Annotated in this window: 15 protein-coding genes; 4 read left to right on the top strand and 11 right to left on the bottom strand. The window is 41.6% G+C overall.

From position 1 onward, the window contains the following. Nucleotides 1-72: 72 nt before the first annotated feature. Entirely contained in the window at nt 73-2931 is a 2859-nt protein-coding gene (locus L1286_RS21305) for an Ig-like domain-containing protein (protein ID WP_235409069.1), read from the top strand. A 454-nt stretch (nt 2932-3385) separates the two neighbouring features. Here L1286_RS21305 and L1286_RS21300 read toward each other — a convergent pair whose 3' ends face one another. Beyond that, nucleotides 3386-5911: a M1 family aminopeptidase gene (locus L1286_RS21300; RefSeq protein WP_235409068.1), complete on the bottom strand. Its 2526-nt coding sequence runs from the start codon at nt 5909-5911 to the stop codon at nt 3386-3388. Nucleotides 5912-6091: 180 nt separating this feature from the next. On the opposite strand from L1286_RS21300, the gene L1286_RS21295 reads away from it, so the two are divergent. Further along, nucleotides 6092-6910, top strand: coding sequence for a substrate-binding periplasmic protein (locus L1286_RS21295; protein WP_235409067.1), 819 nt, complete (start codon nt 6092-6094; stop codon nt 6908-6910). An 813-nt stretch (nt 6911-7723) separates the two neighbouring features. Here L1286_RS21295 and L1286_RS21290 read toward each other — a convergent pair. The 5 genes from L1286_RS21290 to L1286_RS21270 form a co-directional block, all read right to left on the bottom strand. Beyond that, nucleotides 7724-8224 carry a hypothetical protein gene (locus tag L1286_RS21290; RefSeq protein ID WP_235409066.1) on the bottom strand — a complete coding sequence of 167 codons (501 nt, stop codon included), beginning with the start codon at nt 8222-8224 and terminating at the stop codon, nt 7724-7726. A gap of 122 nt (nt 8225-8346) precedes the next feature. Further along, nucleotides 8347-9138: a type I methionyl aminopeptidase gene (gene map / locus L1286_RS21285; protein WP_235409065.1), complete on the bottom strand. Its 792-nt coding sequence runs from the start codon at nt 9136-9138 to the stop codon at nt 8347-8349. Beyond that, on the bottom strand, nt 9135-9326 hold the full coding sequence (locus L1286_RS21280; protein WP_235409064.1) for a ParD-like family protein: 192 nt from the start codon (nt 9324-9326) through the stop codon (nt 9135-9137). Before L1286_RS21280 ends, map begins: the two co-directional genes overlap by 4 nt. Nucleotides 9327-9707: 381 nt before the next feature. After that, complete coding sequence (gene rsmF / locus L1286_RS21275; RefSeq protein WP_235409063.1) at nt 9708-11159, bottom strand: 16S rRNA (cytosine(1407)-C(5))-methyltransferase RsmF; 1452 nt, start codon at nt 11157-11159, stop codon at nt 9708-9710. A gap of 136 nt (nt 11160-11295) precedes the next feature. After that, nucleotides 11296-11454 (bottom strand): hypothetical protein, encoded by a 159-nt coding sequence (locus tag L1286_RS21270; protein ID WP_235409062.1) that lies wholly within the window; start codon nt 11452-11454, stop codon nt 11296-11298. A 271-nt stretch (nt 11455-11725) separates the two neighbouring features. Here L1286_RS21270 and L1286_RS21265 point away from each other — a divergent pair, with 271 nt between their 5' ends. Further along, nucleotides 11726-12736 (top strand): ArsJ-associated glyceraldehyde-3-phosphate dehydrogenase, encoded by a 1011-nt coding sequence (locus L1286_RS21265; RefSeq protein ID WP_235409061.1) that lies wholly within the window; start codon nt 11726-11728, stop codon nt 12734-12736. 4 nt (nt 12737-12740) lie between these two features. Then, the gene (arsJ, locus tag L1286_RS21260) at nt 12741-13949 is read left to right on the top strand and encodes an organoarsenical effux MFS transporter ArsJ (RefSeq protein WP_235409060.1); all 1209 of its coding nucleotides are present in this window, start codon (nt 12741-12743) and stop codon (nt 13947-13949) included. A 17-nt stretch (nt 13950-13966) separates the two neighbouring features. On the opposite strand, the gene L1286_RS21255 is transcribed toward arsJ, so the two are convergent. From L1286_RS21255 to L1286_RS21235, 5 genes are all read right to left on the bottom strand, one after another. Beyond that, nucleotides 13967-15961: a methyl-accepting chemotaxis protein gene (locus L1286_RS21255; protein ID WP_235409059.1), complete on the bottom strand. Its 1995-nt coding sequence runs from the start codon at nt 15959-15961 to the stop codon at nt 13967-13969. A gap of 403 nt (nt 15962-16364) precedes the next feature. Beyond that, a complete protein-coding gene (gene htpX / locus L1286_RS21250) occupies nt 16365-17225 on the bottom strand; it encodes a protease HtpX (protein WP_235409058.1) in 861 nt (286 codons plus the stop codon). Between the two features lie 363 nt (nt 17226-17588). After that, entirely contained in the window at nt 17589-18251 is a 663-nt protein-coding gene (locus L1286_RS21245; protein WP_063382435.1) for a 3-oxoacid CoA-transferase subunit B, read from the bottom strand. A gap of 10 nt (nt 18252-18261) precedes the next feature. Then, nucleotides 18262-18960, bottom strand: coding sequence for a CoA transferase subunit A (locus L1286_RS21240; protein WP_235409057.1), 699 nt, complete (start codon nt 18958-18960; stop codon nt 18262-18264). A 34-nt stretch (nt 18961-18994) separates the two neighbouring features. Further along, nucleotides 18995-19903, bottom strand: a complete 909-nt coding sequence (locus tag L1286_RS21235; protein WP_235409056.1) for a hydroxymethylglutaryl-CoA lyase — start codon at nt 19901-19903, stop codon at nt 18995-18997.

The following is a 19903-nucleotide window of genomic DNA, read 5'->3' as shown; positions in this document are numbered from 1 at the left end:
TTACTGTATTTTTAGTCTTGCGTCGCGAAATATTTAAATATTCTTTCGTATATAAAGTGAGGGAGTCCAATCTTGAAACCACTCAATCAAGCAACAATTCTGGTTCTGGCCTTGATAGGCATGACCGGGTGTAGTGGCGGCGATGCAGCTAAAGAAATACAAACTGATAATTCAGTCATTGAGAAACCGCTTGTTGAAGTTGTTGGCAGTATTGAAAAAGGCCCATTTGTTGTTGGGTCAAATGTAATTATCAACACTTTAACCAATGATGGAAAAAACACAGGCTCAACAATAGTAACAAAAACAGTTGATAAATTAGGCAACTTCAAGTTTTCGATTGAGAGTGGCAGTTTGTTACAAATTTCAGCGACCGGATATTATCGCAACGAAATCACTGGAGAACTGTCAGAGGGAACGATTACTCTTCGCTCGGTGTATAAATCGACAGGGTCACAACAGCAGGTAGCCAATGTAAATTTATTGACACATTTAGCAAGTGCCAGAGCTCTGAGTCTTATCGAAAAGGGTGATTTACAATTTGAAGTCGCTCTAAAGCAGGCCGAGACAGAATTTTTAACGGCATTTAACAACGTGATACCCAAACCTGAAGCTTTGGATTTCTCAAATCTTTCTATTTTGGAAGATACCGCTCAGGAAGCCAGTACGTATCTACTGGCAGTGTCTGCGCTGGCCTATCAGTACGCTTTGGATGAAGCCAAGCTTAAATCGACTAACCCTGATGCTGAGTTGACTGCATTGCTTAACGAGCTAGAAAGTGACTTTGCCAAAGATGGGCATATTGAAGCCAATGAAATTCTTGATAGTTTGAGGGCGTCGCATCAGAAAATTGATCCTGAAAAGGTGCACGAACACTTACTTGAATGGAGAGAAGATAACCAAAAAATAAAAATACCAGATATCAATGTATTTTTAGATACGGACCTAGATGGAACGCCCAATATAACCGATACCGATGATGACAATGACGGCATTAAAGATGAGTTAGATGATTCTCCGTTCAAACCTGACTTTATGGTCAGTGATAAGTCAGTCACTTTGCCTGAAGATACCATTGCCAAAGTGAACGTGGCGGCGAATGATCCTTTGGGAACTCCAATCGGTGTTGTAGTTGAGACAATGCCAAAATTTGGGTTGCTTTCTGGCGAGTTTCCAGAGCTTAGTTATACGCCAAATATGAATTTTACGGGGCAAGATAGTTTCACCTATAAGCTAGTACAAGGGGACAAAGTCAGTGACCTAGTGACAGTAACCTTAATGGTGACAGCTGAAAATGATGCGCCAGAAATTTATGGACAGCCAAATAGTCAAATTACAGCATTACAAGGCTATGTTTTTACGCCTGATTATGCTGATGTTGACGGCGATCCACTACAATTTTCGATCGAAAACTTACCGCGCTGGGCTACATTTAACACGAGTAACGGTAGCCTACAGGGGACGCCAAATAACGATGATGTTGGTACATATTCAGATGTGAAAATCTCCGTGAGTGACGGAGAATATACGACTTCGTTGCCGGAGTTTTCAATTGAAGTTAAATATTCTCAGTTGGCAGCGCCTGCTACAGTAAATAGCGATGTTTCAGACGCCGGATACAAGAGAAAGCAAGTCGCGCTCAGTTGGGAAGCGATTCAGTATGCGCAAAGTTATGATATTGAGTTATATTTCGATGAAGCGTTAACAGAGCTTGCTTATAGTGCGATGAGCACATCGAACACGTTAGAATTCGAACAAGCACTTGGGTTGTACTACGTGCGAACTCGTACGGAAAACCCAGACAATGTTAAAGGTCCTTGGAGCCCCGCTGAAATGATTGATATCGGCACTTTCACCCGTACATTTGGTGGCAGTGGCATGGATTCAGTCGAGTCAGTTTTGAATGTAGCTGATGGGCAAATTATCTTAGCCCATACTAATTCCACTGAAGTAAAAGAAGACGTTGGTTCTGAAGGTGTGTTCTGGTTATTTAAAGTGGACTTGAATGGCAACATTCAGTGGCAGTCTTTCTTAGATTCGACCAATTATAAAAAGCGCTATATTCGCGGCTTTGAGATACTCACTGACGGTTCGCTAATGATTTTAGCAACGGAAGATAATACAACCTATTCAGCAAGTGTTTTTTCCGCTGAAGGTCAATTTATGAGGGAGTTTGAAATTTCCCCACCTGAACAGGGTCAGCATTTGCAAGGTTTCGCTGATACTAAGTTTGGCGCTTTTGTTAGTTTTGATTCGTGCACAGATTGGTACTGTGCGACAACCGTAACTGTACATGGTGTCAATTTGGACTCTGGCGCACTCACTGACGCTATTGCAATGCCTAAAATTAACGGTACAACTTTTACGAATTGGCATAGTCTAGGTACGACTAATAATGGAGATCTACTCGTTTCTGGACAACATGTTTGGGAAGGGGCGCCATTACACTCTGGGTTTGCACCGTATATCCAAGTTTTGGATAATAGTATGTCACCGACATTCAGTTGGAATGGTTTAGCATCATCAGAGTTAATGCCTTACTCAGAACGCGTATTTGAATTAGACAATGGTGACTTTGCGGTAGGAGCGTCTTTAGTTATGATGGGTTATTGGGTCGCAAGGATCGATAGAGAAACAAGTCGATTATCGAACTACTTTTTCGAAGAAAATAATGGCGTAGCCTTTAATGGTGAGACTCCAATTATCCCTTCGAAACACGGGATGTTATTTGCCCCTTATAATCTCAATAACGATGAGCGAAAAACACAACTGATTGAGTTTAATAGTGACCTAACAAAGCGCACTGAATTGACCGTCGAGGGTTTAGGCGTTCAATCTGCCGCTGGACTCTTTGAGCATAATGATGGTGGGACATCGATTGTTATGACATCAAGAGAAAATGGTAAAGATAGTATCGTCATTATTAAGCGATAGCATTTATACTTTAAAAGCCGCTCATGTAGCGGCTTTTTTTATGAATGGTTGTCTAGCGTTTGACCCTCGTTCACGGCAATGACTTTTTAAATTATACTTTTATGTGTGTCGTCGCCCGCAAGAGTGAAAACCAAATAACTTCTATTAGCGAAGCCTCTTAATACTACCATATACGACATTACCACCTTGCCTTAAAAAATGAGTTGCGAGAGATAGTTATTTGTCTCGCATCTTTGAAATTATTATTCTTTAAATACTTTATTATTATGTGATTTAGTATCGTTAAAATCTTTTCGAGTTAGAAAGTAAATGCATTTGTTATAACCTATCATAGCGTACTGGGCTATTTCTTCAGCGGTAACATGAGCTACACAGGAGAAGGATAGGTTGATGCTAAAAATACACTTGATAAGGTCTATTTTTACTTTCAGTTTTTTGATTCAACTATGTATCACTATTTTTCGTATTGTGAAGAAGCCGCCAAAATACTGTTACCAATCCGCTCGTTATTTTGCGTGCACTGTTCAATATTGTCAGACACAATATTCAGTTTACTCTTCAAGCCAGAAATTGATTTCCAACTCTCAAAAAGTTTGTGTGTAGCTTCTTTTTGCTCATTTGAGCAAGCGAGTAAAAAGTTATAGGGAAACCACTGTAAAGATTCGCTGGACACTTTGTTAAAAATTTTATCTCTTCTAGCATTGATGAGCTGTGCGGATGAGATTCTGAGAGCTGGGTTAAAAACGGGGAACTGAAATCGGTAGTCTATGACCATACCTTGTGTTTTATCACTCAATAGTAAATCGTAGTACAGCGCCGTTTTGGAGGCGCTATCTACATAACCAAGCCCAGATAAAAATGCTTCTTTTTCAGTTGTAGGTATTGTATTGAAGCTTTGAATGAGAGATTTATATTCCTCAATTGTAGAGTTTTTTGCCAATGTCATCACAATTGCATCAAGATGAGGGTGTTCAACATGTTGACCTGATTGAAAGATGTGCCTTGCAGCGTTTACCGCATTGGGGTCTTGCAAATAAACGCCATATAGCTTCATCAAATTATTTCCATACGGCATCTTAAGGGCCTGTGGCCATTGGATGTTGAGTTTGATGTGTTTTTGTAAGTAAGCAGTATAGGGGGAGACACTATTTATTTGCACATGTTCAAGGTATGCATCAATTAAAGTACTTATAATTTCATCCGCGCGAGGGGGACCTAGCTGTAACAGGTTGAGTTCAGTGACTAACGCGTTTGTGTACTTCATAAAATCAACATGGCCAGTAATTGCAAGCGCCTGAAGGTTATCGTTAAAGGATGCCTTCTCCTGGCGTGATAGTTGATGTACTGGAATGTCTTCATAAGTTGATTGATTTACAAATCGGAAGTATCCCACACCACCGGCATCTAAAAATACAGCTTTAACATCGTTGTTGAGAGCTACTTTTTGTTTGTGCTGTGAGAGTATGAGTTTGTGAGTAGATGTTTTACTTCCGTCCCAAAGTTTCAGAGAAATTGGAATTGTCCAAAGTTGCTTAGAGCGATTAAATACATCTGTTTGCTCAATAAAAACCTGTTTGTTGTCACGTCTAAGGGATACTAATGGATAGCCGTTTTGACGCGTAAAACTAGAGACAACACGTTGCAGGTTGGGGTCTTTAAATAGTTTAATAAACTGGTCAGTACTAACGTTTTGACCCTGGTATAAATCTACATAGCGCCTCATAAGCGATTGAAATGTTTTTTCTCCCGTTGCTTGTTCAAGCATTTCTAACAGTGCACGCCCTTTGGTGTAATGCAACTGGCCATACGCAAGCGTATCTTTTCTTGACTTTATATCAAATACCAGCGGCATTGCATTGCTATTGTCATCTTTGAATGCGCGAGATTGCGGTGTGTAAGTACATAAATCGTGTTTTGGATAGAGGTCTTGTATGACTTTTGCCGCAATAAATTCTGTGAAGGATTCATTTAGCCAATAATCATCGTACCAAGCCATTGTAATGTCGTTACCAAACCAGCTATGTGCAACCTCATGGGCAATCAGCTTCTTAAATTGGCAATGTGCAAAGTCTGTCGCGTCCAAATCGGGTATCTGATTATAGTTTATCGAAACTAAACCTAGATTCTCCATTGCGGCCACGCTGCCATAATTACCGATAATAAAGTCCAGCTTTTTAAATGGAAAGGGTGAGTCCAAATATTTTTCTATATGCGATATTGAGGCATTCACAATCTGATTAAAATAGGTAGGTAGCGTTATAGGTAAGCCCTTTGGCACGTATACTTTCGACTTGAAACGGCTGGTACCCAGTGGCTTTATATTAAATTGACCAATAGCTAAAGATAATATGTCGGTATTGACTCTCGGCGTCGCCTTAAATTGGGTCAGTTTGGTTGATTTTTGCTCTGTAATTGAATGCACATGGGTATTGTGCAGTACTTCATACTCCAACGGTGTTAATACACTGAATTTAAATATCGACTTTTTATCTGGCTCATCAAATGTGGGGAAAACACTCCTCGCTTCCATTGATTGAAATTGCGTGAGCAAGTATGTCTGTTCTTGCTTACTATGCGCTCTAAACAACCCTTCATGATGTGAAGACAGCTTACCACTAAATTGTATATGCAAAGTTGCTGAATCGATTAGTTCGAAGGGAATTTGATGAGTGACAATCTCATATTGGTTCGGTTGTTGTAATGGGAGCGGGTAACGATTGCCTTGGTATTGTAAATATACATCTTTAATAATTAATGCTTTATTGTGATAAGAGATGACATCAGTAGGTTTATTGAAAATGAGGCTAAGTGTGGTTACTCCAGAAAATATCTCTTCACTCGGGTTTATATTTAAGTGTACTGCTTGTTTAGACAGTTGAGTGTGTTGAGGCAGCCGAAAAGCATCGTGAGCAAAGCTGGGGTAGATGGTTAAGGTGCTCAGTAAAATTACACATGACAAAAGGAATAGACGTGGTTGCATAGAAGATATTTATAATTGTTAGTGCAGTTAATCTACATTATTTTTTATGCCGTTTGTAGCTTGGTCATGAGGTTAAGGGATTGAACAGTGAGATAGACGTTTAAATCGCCTTCTAAACTTGCTTATTCAATTGTTGGTTAACTATGCTCATGTAATCGGGGTACTTTTATAGGGGTCACAATGTCTTTTTGGTGTAGAGCAATTACCATAATAATGCTTATTGTGACCTTTTATAGCCAAGCAGCAAACAAAACAGTGTCGGTGATCACGTTGCCTGACTATGAGCCATTTGGGTATTTGGCCCAAGGAGACACACATGTGGTTAAAGTCCCGCCGGGTGAAGACAGTGAATTATTTGAGGGTTTTGCGTGGGATGTTGTACGAGAGAGTTTTCACTCGATGGGCTACACAGTGGAGCTATGGGTGGTTCCTTGGGCGAGGGCATTAACCTATTTAGATTCGGGGCGAGTAGATTTAATTTTTCCAGTGAGTATCAGTGCAGAAAGGTTAAAAATTTATCGATATTCTAAAGAGCACGTTAACAGCGTTTATTATCGCCTGTATGTCTTAAAATCTCAGCCATTGCAATGGCAGTCTTTAGAGGGGTTGCGAGACATGACCATCGCACAAATGCGAGGCTTTAACTATGGAGAAAGGTGGGCGTTACTGAAGAGTGTTGAGAAATATGATGTAGGCGAAATCATCCAAGGATTTGAGATGTTGATGAGTAAGCGAGTGGAAGGCTTTGTTGGATATGAGGGGGTGTGGGATATCGTACTTCAGCAACATAAACTTGATAATGACATCATAAAGCTGCCTATGTTTGACAGTAATAAAGAATACCTCGCAGCCTCATTAGGAAACCCTATGGGTAGAAAATTATTAAAGCAGTTTGACTTAGGTAAAAAGCGAATTAAAGAAAATGGAAAACTAAAAGAAATACAGCTGAAATGGTCATATATCTTGAGCGAAAATGGCACTGATGAGCGTAGTCATTGAATATAGCTTTGTTTCATGTTTTTTATCTTAAGATGGTCGTGATAATTTATGTCCCTTAGGTTTTTTAAATTTTATGAAGTTTTTTATATTGGTTCTTTTCCATAACAAGGCGTTTATATTATATTTTTTTGCTTTAAAAATTATCTTTTTGAGTATCTACAGGCGACAATAAAGATAATTGCATTAATAAGTATAATGGCGCTCATTCTAGCGGGCTGTGGGGGTCTTTAAGCGCTGAACAAACACCAAAACGGCCCACATCAGCCATCTAATACAGCACTTATTCAGGAGGTAGTGAGTCGATTGATTTTTTGGCGGTTGATGGTGATGCGCTCGGATTGTTTATATACTTGTACTGTCTGTCGCTCCGTCATTGCCATTACACCCTGACAAACCAGCAATGAATGTGAATGAAATTGAACTAAACCCAATATGTTTCATTCTGTACTCCTTCTTGTTATCACTATTGTATGTGTAAAACTGGCGTCAGCATAACCTCCAAGTGTCATAGATTTGTGACCTAGCTCCATATCATAACGCTTTGAATCTCAGAGGTTAAACATATCCAGTATCTGCTGCTCGGTGTAATTGAGGCGTATGCTCCAGTCGAAAAATGAAGGTAATAAAATACGAATCAGTGACGCTTTTTGAGGCTAACCTGTCGAACTTAGTTGAGGTATTGGCTATTATTTAGTGCTCAAAACAAGGCACAACTGCTGTGTACAAAACCTGTTATATGCGGGCACGCCTTAACACGTATTTGTATCGAAACACCATAAAGACGATACGAATACATGTTAAGCGAGCATAAAGTTACTCTATGGTTTTATGCCTTTTTTGACTGAATGCGACTAACAAGGTGTGAGCAAAAAACAGAATACCAGCAGCCCAAAACCAATGCATTAATGTAAGGAAGTACTCGAAATTTATAACGTTTGGCAGCCATGAGTAGATTGGTGCTGAGAGTACATCAATAATATCCCTGCTTAACTCTACTCTCATGGCAACTGAGGGCAAACCAGTAATTAACCAGGCAGCACAGAATAATGCAGCACCAACAAACACGACCGTTGCAGGGCCACTGATAGCATGAATTTTTCTATTATCTTGTGTCAAAAAGGCCAATGCAGTGAGCATTGCCGTTTGCATACCCGCTAACCAAATTGTTGCATCTTTAATGTAGTCAAGCGACCTCTCGGCGCCATCCTTAGTAACGCCAGTAAATACGATTTCTTCCTGACCCGAATTAATTATGACTAAAATGATGGCAAACAGAATTGCCCCAACGACACTCAACTTTGCAGACTTTTCCATACTTCATGCTCCTAGCACTGCCTAATAACATATAGTATTAAGTAACGTATTTATGTTACACCCACCTACTATTTTTATGTCAAGCGCTTGTCATTCAAGCATTAGTTTGTAACAAAACTTGTTCAGTGGCTTGGCATGCAAGGTAAAGATTCGTCATGCCTCAGTGTCAGCACTTCATATCCGTTTTCAGTGACTAAAATCGTATGCTCCCATTGGGCTGACAGTTTTTTGTCTTTGGTAACAACGGTCCAGCCGTCCTTAAGCGTTTTAACTTTATGTGTGCCTTGGTTTATCATCGGTTCTATTGTAAATGTCATACCTGCTTGCAAAGTAAGGCCTGTGTCTTTTTGACCAAAGTGCAGTACATCAGGCCCTTCATGCATCTCTGTGCCAATACCGTGACCGCAAAACTCTCTCACAACGCTATAGCCGTGACGCTCTGCATAGCTTTGGATCGCATGACCAATATCGCCGAGCTTAACGCCTGGTTTAACGAGCTTGATCCCTTCCCACATCGCTTTGTATGTTTCATTGGTGAGTTTTCTCGCGAGCGGGGCAGCGTCCGGCATCACATACATTTTACTTGAATCTGCTAAAAACCCATCGTGTTTCAGGGTGATGTCCACATTCAATATGTCACTGTTTTTGATTTTTTGACTTGCCTTTGGCATACCATGACAAACGACATCATTAACAGACACATTAATAGCGTAAGGATAACCGTATTGTCCTTTGGTGGAGGCGACTGCGCCAAGCTGCTCTGTAATATACGATTCAACAAAATCATTCACTGCCATGGTCGTTTGACCAACTTGAATGTAGTCGTCGAGCGCGCTAAACACACGCGCAAGTAGTTTGCCCGATTGCTTCATGCGCGCGATATCTTCATTGCTTTTAATTATGACTGGTTTCATGTTGTTTTTTTTCTTACTTGCTCTAGTTCTATTTGGATAAGCTCGGTAAAAGATTTATCTTGATTTTGTTCTGCCAAGCGGCCAATTTTGAGCCAGAATTCGGCCTGTGAATTAATCGAACGAGACATCACCTGGCTGGCTAGCCTCACTTCCTCATGGAGTTCTTCAGAAATTTTTACAATACCCATTGAATATACGTTTTATAGCATTTTGTATATATACTGTATTTTTGGACCCTAAAAATCAACAGTGAATTGTGTCTCATTGTGTATGAGTTTAGGAAAATGACAATTTTATGAACACGAAACGCTCAGTAAGTTGACATTTTTGGCAGGCAAAAAAAACGCCCAGTAATGTGTGAATCTGGGCGTAGGGGAAGGCTCATATGGAGCCGTGCGCTAACTTTAACACCTTCTATTACATATAAGGGAGAAGTAGAAAGTCTATTAAGTGTAGTTAACACTACTAAAAAGTTACAAACAATCTGACATTTTTAAAACTGTTAAAAATCAAATATTTAGGTTTATATGAATTAATAATCTTAAAGTTGTCAAAAAGTTCTATTCAGGTTATACCCAAGTTATCAACTGGCCTTGCGCAATGAGATCCCGCGGTAAATTATTTTTAATTTTGGCTTTTTGCCATTTCCCAAGGCCGACGGGCGCACCGCACAGAGTTAATATCACTTCACCTGTTTCTGAGGTGAGTTTTTCTAAGCGAATATCTTTACCTTGAAAGTAATCCACAGCTTGGGATTGGGTCAATGCTTGGGTGTTTTGCTTCGCTAATTGACCAAATGAAGTCGCCAATTCATGCTCTAGACGTACCCCATTTTTGTGAATGGTGCCGACTTTAACCCCCAACCGCGCATACTTGATTTTGTCTCTCAGTGACTCAAGGTGTTCTGGGAAAAGCCAGAGTTCCTTGTCTCTTTGCATGAGGTTACCGGGTAGTGCATTCATTTTGAACTGCTTCTTTAGATAAGCATTAAATGCAAGTTGTGCTTTAGGTGCAAAAGCCTCAAATGGAAACTTTCCCTTTTTGATTTGTTGATCGTGATGCGCCACTGAGACTCTTTTCTTGAATTTTGCAATGAAAAAGCCTTCGCTATCGAATATTTGAGGCCAGACATGGAGATAACCCTGATCTGTCGTAGCTAGGTTGGCATTGTCGAACAAATGGTCGAGCGCAATAATTTCCACAGCATCACCAAACTCTTCTAGCAAATAGCTGCAAACTTGTTGGTTTTCAAGGGGGGTGAGCGTACAAGTGGAGTAAACAAGTGAGCCGCCGGGCTTTAACGCGAGGAATGCACTTTTGATAAGCGATTTCTGTACTTCAGCTATTTCTATATTCGATTCAATTGACCAGTTTTTTAAGGCGTTCGGATCTTTTCTCACGGTACCTTCACCCGAGCAGGGCGCGTCCAGCAGTATGTGATCAAAACACTCAAACATATAGTCGCCAAAAATCTTGCCATCGAAGTGTGACAATGCACAGTTAGATATACCCATGCGTTTCATATTGGCGGCGAGCACTTTTAAACGCGAGGACGAAAACTCGTTGGCTACAAGTAACCCGCGATTATCCATCAACGCCCCCAGCTGTGATGTTTTTGAGCCTGGTGCAGCAGCAACATCGAGAATCGCAAATTCATTGCCTTCAATGGCATGAATTTCTTCTCGCAGCGCTAAAGGAGGCAACATTGAACTGGCCTCTTGCACATAAATACAGCCACTGAGGTGCAGTGCGGTATTACCTATTGGCAACGCGGCTTCTTCCTCTTTGCTTCGAGTAAGCCAAAAACCTTCTGGACACCAAGGTATTGGTGATATTTGCCAGCTCATTTTTTGCGCTTCTTTCTCGAAATCAGCAACAGACATCTTCAGTGTATTAACACGAACTGATAGCCTAAGAGGTTGTTGACAGCTGTCGATGAAGTCTTCAAGTGATAGGTGAGGTGGGATGTAACTTTTTACATCATCAATAAAGTTTTCTGGAATATACGTATTTTTATCCAATCTTAATTACTCGAAACAATTGGGGTTACGTCCAGTTTAACATTATTAGATGTGGATTGGGGGCAAGAACAACTAATTTTGGTAAACGCCACGCTGGGGAAGGGGCATGGCGTTTTTTCAGCAGATATCCGATTGGTTAAGGGGTTTCTGAATCACAATGATAATAAGATTCGCACTCTTGTGTTGGCCCGTTACTGAGCCCTGCCCCCCCAACTAAAGGTGTCAGTTTTCTATCTAACGGTAGTTTATCGAAATTGAGTTTCTTTAGTGGTCTTTTGTTGACTTTAAGCTTCATAGTTAGCTCCTTTAAAGATTTCATTTACTCATTGCTTTCAATTTCATGTTAGTTAACTACGAATATATTTCAAATAAAATTAACTAAAATAATACAAAAGGTTCACTTTTAAGGGGTTGTATATATGGAAAAACGAATATATGATTTTCCGTATGTTGAGCAAGATCAAGATTGAGCACTGAAGCGCAGAACAATGGCTGCAAAGTGAATTATCTTTGTCTAAATTTTGTGCTTTACAGCATTGCTAAATATCAATTGGAGTATCCATAAGATGAAAATTAAAGTAGGTATTAACGGCTTTGGTAGAATGGGGCGCTTAACAATGCGCGCGCTATGGGAATCAAGCGAAGTGGACATCGTGAAAATTAATGACCCTGCGGGCGATGCTGTAACGCTTGCACATTTAATGAATTTTGATTCTGTTCATGGCAAGTGGGCACACGAAGCCTTAGTTGATGGCGAAGCGATGGTGATTAATGGCCAGCGTATTGACGTAACACAACACGTGAGTGTGGCCGAGAATGACTGGTCAATGTGTGATTTAGTTATTGAAGCCTCAGGTAAATTAAAGAGCAAGCAAAAGCTGGCTGATTTTTTCGCGCAAGGTGTAAAGCAAGTTGTTGTCACTGCACCCGTGAAAGAAGAAGGGGTACTCAATGTTGTGATGGGCGTAAACCATCATGATTTTGATGTGCAAAAACATGAAATTGTCACAGCGGCGTCATGTACTACTAATTGTCTGGCACCTGTAGTAAAAGTCTTGCAAGACAATATTGGCATTAAACACGGCTCAATGACCACAATCCATGATATTACAAATACGCAAACCATCATTGATGCGCCACACAAAGACTTACGCCGAGCGCGTTCATGTGGTACCAGTTTAATACCAACCACGACCGGCTCAGCTACGGCCATAACGCACATTTTCCCAGAGCTCAAAGGGAAGTTAAACGGTCATGCGGTACGTGTCCCTCTGACAAACGCATCTATCACTGATTGTGTATTTGAAGTGAACAGAGAAACGTCGATTGAAGAAGTCAATAACTGGATGGAACAAGCGGCCAATGCAGAGTTAGCGGGTATTTTAGGATTTGAAACCCGCCCTCTGGTGTCTATTGATTATAAAACGGATCCTCGTAGTGCCATCGTTGACGCACCGTCGACCATGGTTGTCAATGGCACACAGGTGAAGCTGTATGTGTGGTATGACAACGAGTGGGGATACGCAAACCGTACCGCCGACTTAGTCCGCCTTGTTATTGCTAAGCGCTGGGGATAACCTAATGACGCCGTCTCTCAGTTCAAGGTTATCGCCTGAGATCAAGCAATACTTAGTAATTACAGGTAATTACTGGTCGTTCACATTGACAGACGGCGCATTGCGAATGCTGGTGGTGCTGTACTTTCATCAGCTTGGCTATAGCCCCTTGGCGATCGCTTCATTGTTTTTGTTCTATGAAATATTTGGTGTTGTCACCAACTTATTAGGTGGTTGGCTTGGTGCCCGTTTGGGCCTCAATAAAACCATGAATATTGGGCTATTTCTGCAGATCATCGCGGTTACCATGCTTGCACTGGATGAGCAGCTGTTGACGATTGCTTATGTGATGATTGCGCAGGCTTTATCTGGCATTGCCAAAGATCTTAATAAGATGAGTGCAAAAAGTGCCATCAAGCTATTAGTACCAAAAGATCAAGATAGCACGCTCTATAAATGGGTTGCATTGCTAACTGGATCAAAAAATGCGCTGAAAGGTGTTGGGTTTTTCCTCGGTGGTTTGCTACTAACATTACTTGGTTTTCAGGGCGCGCTTTGGTTTATGGCGGCAATGTTAACGGTAACTTGGCTTGCTAGCTTGGTGTTGCTCAAACAAGATTTAGGTAAAAAGAAACACAAGCCTAAATTTAGCGAGTTATTGTCTAAAAGCCGTCAGCTAAACTTATTGGCGGCGGCAAGGTTATTTTTATTTGCGTCGCGTGATATCTGGTTTGTTATTGCATTGCCAGTGTTTTTAGCTTCTACTTTTGGTTGGGATCATTGGTGGGTTGGTGGATTTATGGCCAGCTGGGTTATCGCGTATGGTGTTGTACAGGCCAATGCTCCAAAAATTACCAAAAATAGCGAGAACAGTTTCAATCAAGCCTTGTTTTGGGTGGTGGCGCTGTCTTTCATTCCTGTCTTGATCGCGATTGGCCTGTGGTTGGCATGGCAGCCTAAACTCGTCATTATTGGTGGTCTGCTACTCTTTGGTGCGGTATTTGCGATTAATTCATCTTTGCATAGTTTTTTGATTGTCAAAATCGCAGACAGTGACGGCGTATCTATGGACGTGGGTTTTTACTATATGGCCAATGCGATGGGGCGGTTGTTAGGGACGGTGTTGTCTGGATTAGTTTTCCAGTTTTATGGTTTAGAAGCGTGTTTGGTTATATCAAGTGGCATGCTTATATTGGCGAGTATATTCACATTAGGGTTGAGCAAGCGCGTGTAAGCGCTTGCTCTGATTTTTTACGAGCCAATACTGTTAGGCAGTTTGAAGCTGGCTGTGACTTGCTTTAACGTTTTAGATTGTTTGTCTAGTTCTAAGCTTGCAGATGTAACTTGGTCTGCGCCAGCAGCGTTATCAATTGCGGCTTGTCGAATAGACTCTACGTTGTATGAAATCTCTTCAGTAGTGGCCGATTGCTCTTGTGCAGCTTGCGCAATGGTTTGCGCGCTTTGCGCAATTTGATTAATTTGGCTAACGCTTTGTTCTAGTAACGCGGCGCTGTCATTTGCTGCAGCGATGGTTTCTCTGGTTGCTTCCGCAGAAGCATGCATTTCCGATACAGCAGTTTGAGAAGTGGATTGCAAGTTTGCAATCATGGTTTCGATGTCTGCGGTAGACGCTTGAGTTTTTTGCGCAAGTTGCCTAACTTCATCTGCTACAACCGCAAATCCACGTCCATGTTCACCTGCGCGTGCAGCTTCGATTGCAGCATTAAGTGCCAGTAAATTGGTTTGTTCCGTGACAGCTTGAATAACTTCGATCACGCGACTGATATTTTGTGTATTGTACTCGACTTCTTTTATCGCAGACTCAGAATTTTCGACGGCACTATTCAGCGACTCCATTTGTGCAACTGTCTGACGCAAGGTTTGATTTGCTGACAAAGATGTTTGTTCTGCATCTAAACTTAAATCTGCGACATTACGTGCGTTTGTGGCCACTTCGTCAATGGAATAGGAAGTTTGCTGGATTGCTTCGGCGACTTGTTCAATATTGGCATGTTGCTCCTGTAAGCTTGCATTTGCTTGCTCACTTGCCGCACTGGTTTGAGTTGCGGTTGATGCAAGTTGTGAGGTAGTTTCTACAATTGTACCAATGACACTGGTGAGATAGGTATTCATTTGCTTCATTGCGCCGTAAACACCAATCGCATGTTGCTCAGAACTGAAATCTTCTCGTAAGTCACCTGATGCAATACGTTCACTGATCATGCGCATTTCAGTTGGTTCCCCACCAAGCGGGCTTAATACTGCACGTGAGATAAGTACCGTCGCAACGGCAACACTTAAAATAGTCAAAAGAAAGATAACGGCGATTATCCAATAAAGTTTATATACAGGCGCAAAGGCCTCAGCTTTGTCGATCTCTGCAAGTAAAACCCATTTTAGTCCGGCAAAAGTGTAGGGCAAGTATGCAGACAGCACTGGATTTCCGTTGTAGTCGATAATGATTTCTGTATCGGAAATGCCTTGTAGGCCTTTTCTCACTGCCTCAGTATCAGCCCCATTTGCACTGACACTGCCTGCAAAACTAGCAATGACCGTGTGATTAATTGGATCGAGGTATGAGTCTGAACGCATACGAAAGTCATCACCAACAAGGTAGGATTCACCGGTTTCTCCCATGCCATCTCGTTGTTGCATAATGGCGTTAATGGCATCAATAGACAGCTGCAGTGCGATAACAGAGTGTACCTGGCCTGCGATAACGACAGGAATACCGATAAATGCTGCGGGCTCTTGGTTGCTCGGCGCATATGGGCTGTAATCAGAAATCACAAATTGGTTAGTGGTAACGACACGATTAAATAGCTCAGCGAGACCAGAATCTCGGTAAGGGCCGGAGATTAAGTTTGTTTGATAATCTGATTCTCTCGCTACGGTGTAGCTGATTAAGCCACTTCGTTCTATTACAAACAGGTCGTAAAAGCCTTTCTCTGTGATAAAAGTATCGAACAGAGAGTGATAGTTATGGGCCAATTGCGCATTTGTGAGTGCTGGGTTTTGCTCAACCATTAACTGCCACTTCTTAGCGATCACTGATAAATCGCCTTTTCTTGCGGTTAGATAGTCATCAATCTGTTTGTGCTTAATGTGTTTTATGGAAGTGAGTTGATTGTATGCTTGTTCTTCAAGCGCCGACGACGCAGTCCACAGTGAAATCATTGCGAGTATACCTGCTGGCACCAAGCCAATAAGCATAAATGAAATGAGTAAACGGGTTTTGATCAGCATACTTCTTTTTACCTTATTTGAAATTCAATATTGCTATTATGTCAATAAATTGGGTTACATATTTTAAACAAATGGGCCCGGTATGGATACACGCAAAAAGTATGGTTTAAATTAATATTACAATTAAATTAAGGTTAAAAATTAACCTTAATTTGAGGTTTAAGCGTATTTGTTCAAAAATACTACGCTGTATTTACTGGATTTTATCTGAGTTGAAAGGGGGGCATGCTACTTTTGGCGTAAACAGTGAGCGTAAAATTTATATGCCTTTGTAGTATATCAATATTATTTTTTATAACTTGATTGGAAAAATAGCGTGGTAAAAAATGACTAAATTTAATTAAATGTAAATCGTCGAAAAAAAGGCCCTATTGGGCCTTTGGTTATAATGCATACAATGTGTTTACATTTTATTCTGCGATAATGCGGCAATTCTTTGTTCTAACGGCGGGTGTGACGCAAATAAATCCATGACACTTTTACCTGATGCGATGCCAAATGCCATCATAGAGCCTTCTAATTGCGACTCCTGATTATTTCGAAGGCGCTCTAGTGCAGCTTTCATCTTGTGCGCGCCAACTAAGTCTGCTGCGCCTTTGTCTGCGGCATATTCACGCTTTCGGCTGAAATACGCGACAACCATCGACGCTAGAAAACCAAATAGGATTTGGAAAATGATGTCAAAAATCATGTATGTCCAGCTGAAGCCTTCGCTTTCCTCATCACCATTCAAAACTCCATCTACAATATTGGCGAGGACTTTTGAGATGAAGATCACAAAAGTATTGACGACACCTTGGATCAAGGTCAGCGTAACCATATCACCATTGGCAACGTGAGAAACTTCATGCGCCAAGACCGCTTCAGCTTCGCTTTGGCTCATACCGGCGAGGAGACCTGTACTCACCGCGACTAGGCTATTATTTTTACTTGGCCCTGTTGCAAATGCATTGACTTCAGGGCTGTCGTATATAGCGACCTCTGGTGTTTTGATACCTGCCTTTTGGGCTTGCTGCGCAACAGTACTCATTAACCAATGCTCGGTTTCATTACGAGGTTGCTCAATCACATATGCCCCAGTTGATTTTTTTGCCATCCACTTTGAAATATAAAGCGAGATAAACGCACCACCAAAACCAAAGAAGACTGCAATGGTTAATATCCCCGCATAACTGCGTGAAGAGACCCCAAGAACAGAAAGAACAATAGACAAAACAACCATAATGGCTAAGTTTGTCGCCAAGAAAAGTAACACACGTTTCATAGTCACCTCTTTAAAATTTACTTTACTAACTAGTTTTACTCTTGCTAGATAAAAATCGTTTAATACTTAAATACCAATATGGTGGCCTTACTGTATTTCTCAAGGCAGAGTATGGCGATGAAGTGTTACAAGATGTTGTGAGGTGCAAAAGCTGGTAAACAGGCTGGACTTCAAAATCGAACTTATTGCACTTGTGACGCACACTCACAGCTTGCTCTATGAGATATAGAGTTGTAACAGATGATGGAAGATAAAAAAAATCCCTCTTGCGAGGGATTTTGGGTAACTCAGCGCCTTTGGCACTGGGAATGAGGTCGGTACATTTGTGTTAGTTATTGATTGATTCTGACCTAATTGATAAATCTACTGCGCAAACTGCATTTCAGGAATATCGCCATCGACAATAAGTTTACCCGCAGTTTTGCTGATAATTTCATCAACACTAACACCTGGCGCACGCTCAAGCAAATGAAATGCGCCATCTTTTACTTCTAACACAGCAAGGTCTGTGACAATCTTTTTCACACAATTTACCCCAGTCAGTGGTAATGTACATGACTCAAGTAATTTGGAATCGCCGTGTTTGCTGGCATGGGTCATGGTCACAACAATGTTTTGTGCGCCAGCGACAAGGTCCATCGCACCGCCCATGCCTTTGATTAATTTCTTCGGGATCATCCAAGAGGCAATGTTGCCGCTTTGATCCACTTCGAATGCACCTAATACCGTTAAGTCTACATGACCACCACGTATCATGGCAAAGCTTTCTGCGCTATTAAAAATAGCTGCTCCAGTGGCTGCTGTCACGGTTTCTTTACCCGCGTTGATCATATCTGCGTCAACTTGGTCTTCATCTGGGTACGGACCCATACCTAACAGACCGTTTTCTGACTGCAACATTACTTCCATATTGCTCGGTACGTAATTCGCAACTAATGTAGGAATACCGATACCAAGGTTGACGTAGTAACCATCTTGTAGTTCTTGCGCGACGCGCATTGCAATTTGTTCACGATTTAAAGCCATGGTGATCTCCTTACTTGCGCGTAGTAACACGTTCGATACGTTTTTCAAAGTCACCTTTGATAACGCGGTTTACATAAATACCTGGGGTGTGAATTTGGCTTGGCTCAAGCTCTCCAGGCTCTACGATTTCTTCAACCTCTGCTACTGTAATTTTACCCGCTGTTGCAGCCATTGGGTTGAAGTTCATCGCTGTATGACGGAAAACAAGATTACCGTAGCGGTCTGCTTTCCACGCCTTAACAATTGCAAATTCGCCCGTGATTGATTCTTCAAGAATATATGGACGACCGTCGAACTCTTTGACTTCTTTGCCTTCTGCAACTGGTGTACCGTACCCTGTTGCGGTGTAGAACCCCGGAATACCCGCACCGCCTGCACGCATCTTTTCAGCTAACGTACCTTGCGGTGTCAGTTCGACATCGATAATGCCATCAAGAAGTTGTTGTTCAAAAATTGCATTTTCACCCACATAGGAAGCAATGATTTTCTTGATTTGACGGTCGTGTAGCAAAATACCCAAACCAAAATCATCTACGCCACAGTTGTTAGATACAACGGTAAGCTCTTTAGTTTGCTTACGTTTAATCTCTGCAATTAAACCCTCTGGAATTCCACATAGTCCAAAACCACCTGCGATAATGGTGTCTCCGTCTTTCAGACCTTCCATCGCCTCCGCGTAGCTTGAAACTACTTTATCGAAACCGGCCATTAGCCCACTCCTCGTTGTCAATATTGTCTTATTGTTAAGATTGGCAGGTATTTTTGAGTGCTAAGGATACCTTACTAACAGGTGCCTTATTGAGTGCATCGCAAATTTGCCAACCTGCTTTTGCAAGCCTTTCTAAATCAATTTCGGTACTAATGCCAAGTCCTTGCAGCAAGTAAATAACATCCTCTGTGGCAACATTTCCTGACGCACCTTTTGCATAAGGGCACCCTCCAAGGCCAGCTACTGCGCTATCAATGGTTGAGATACCCATTTCTAACGCTTTGTGGATATTTGCCAGTGCTTGTCCATAGGTATCATGAAAATGCACGGCAAGCCTTTGAGCTGGGATGTGTTTAAGCAGTAATGTCAGCAGTTTTTCAATCTGATTGGCCGTGCCAACACCGATGGTGTCGCCGAGGCTAATTTCATAACAACCAAGTGCCAACAATTGTTTACAGACCGCCAAAACCTGCTCTGGCTCGACTTTTCCTTGATACGGGCAGCCTGCGATACAGCTGACATAACCTCTTACTTTTATGTTGTTTTTTTGAGCAAGCTCAACCACTGGACGAAAGCGTTCAATGCTCTGTTCGATAGAGCAGTTGATGTTTTTTTGTGTGAATGCCTCACTGGCAGCCGTGAAGATGGCAAATTCATCAACTTGATTCTCAAGGGCAAGCTCCGCACCTTTCAGGTTTGGTGTTAGCGCGCTAATTTCGATTCCTGGGTGGCGAGTAATGCCCTGAATCACATCGGCTGAATCAGCCATTTGTGGCACCCATTTGGGTGACACAAATGCGCCGGCTTCTATATGCTTTAGACCCGCATCAGCAAGTGCGTTGAGTAAAGTGATTTTATCGGCAGTGGAGACTGCCGATTCATTTTGTAACCCATCACGAGCGCCTACTTCTACGATCTTTACGTGCGTAGGGTAATCTGCCAT

Source organism: Pseudoalteromonas sp. SMS1 (assembly GCF_021530565.1).
Classification (GTDB): domain Bacteria; phylum Pseudomonadota; class Gammaproteobacteria; order Enterobacterales; family Alteromonadaceae; genus Pseudoalteromonas.
This window is presented reverse-complemented; position numbering and strand designations above follow the sequence as displayed.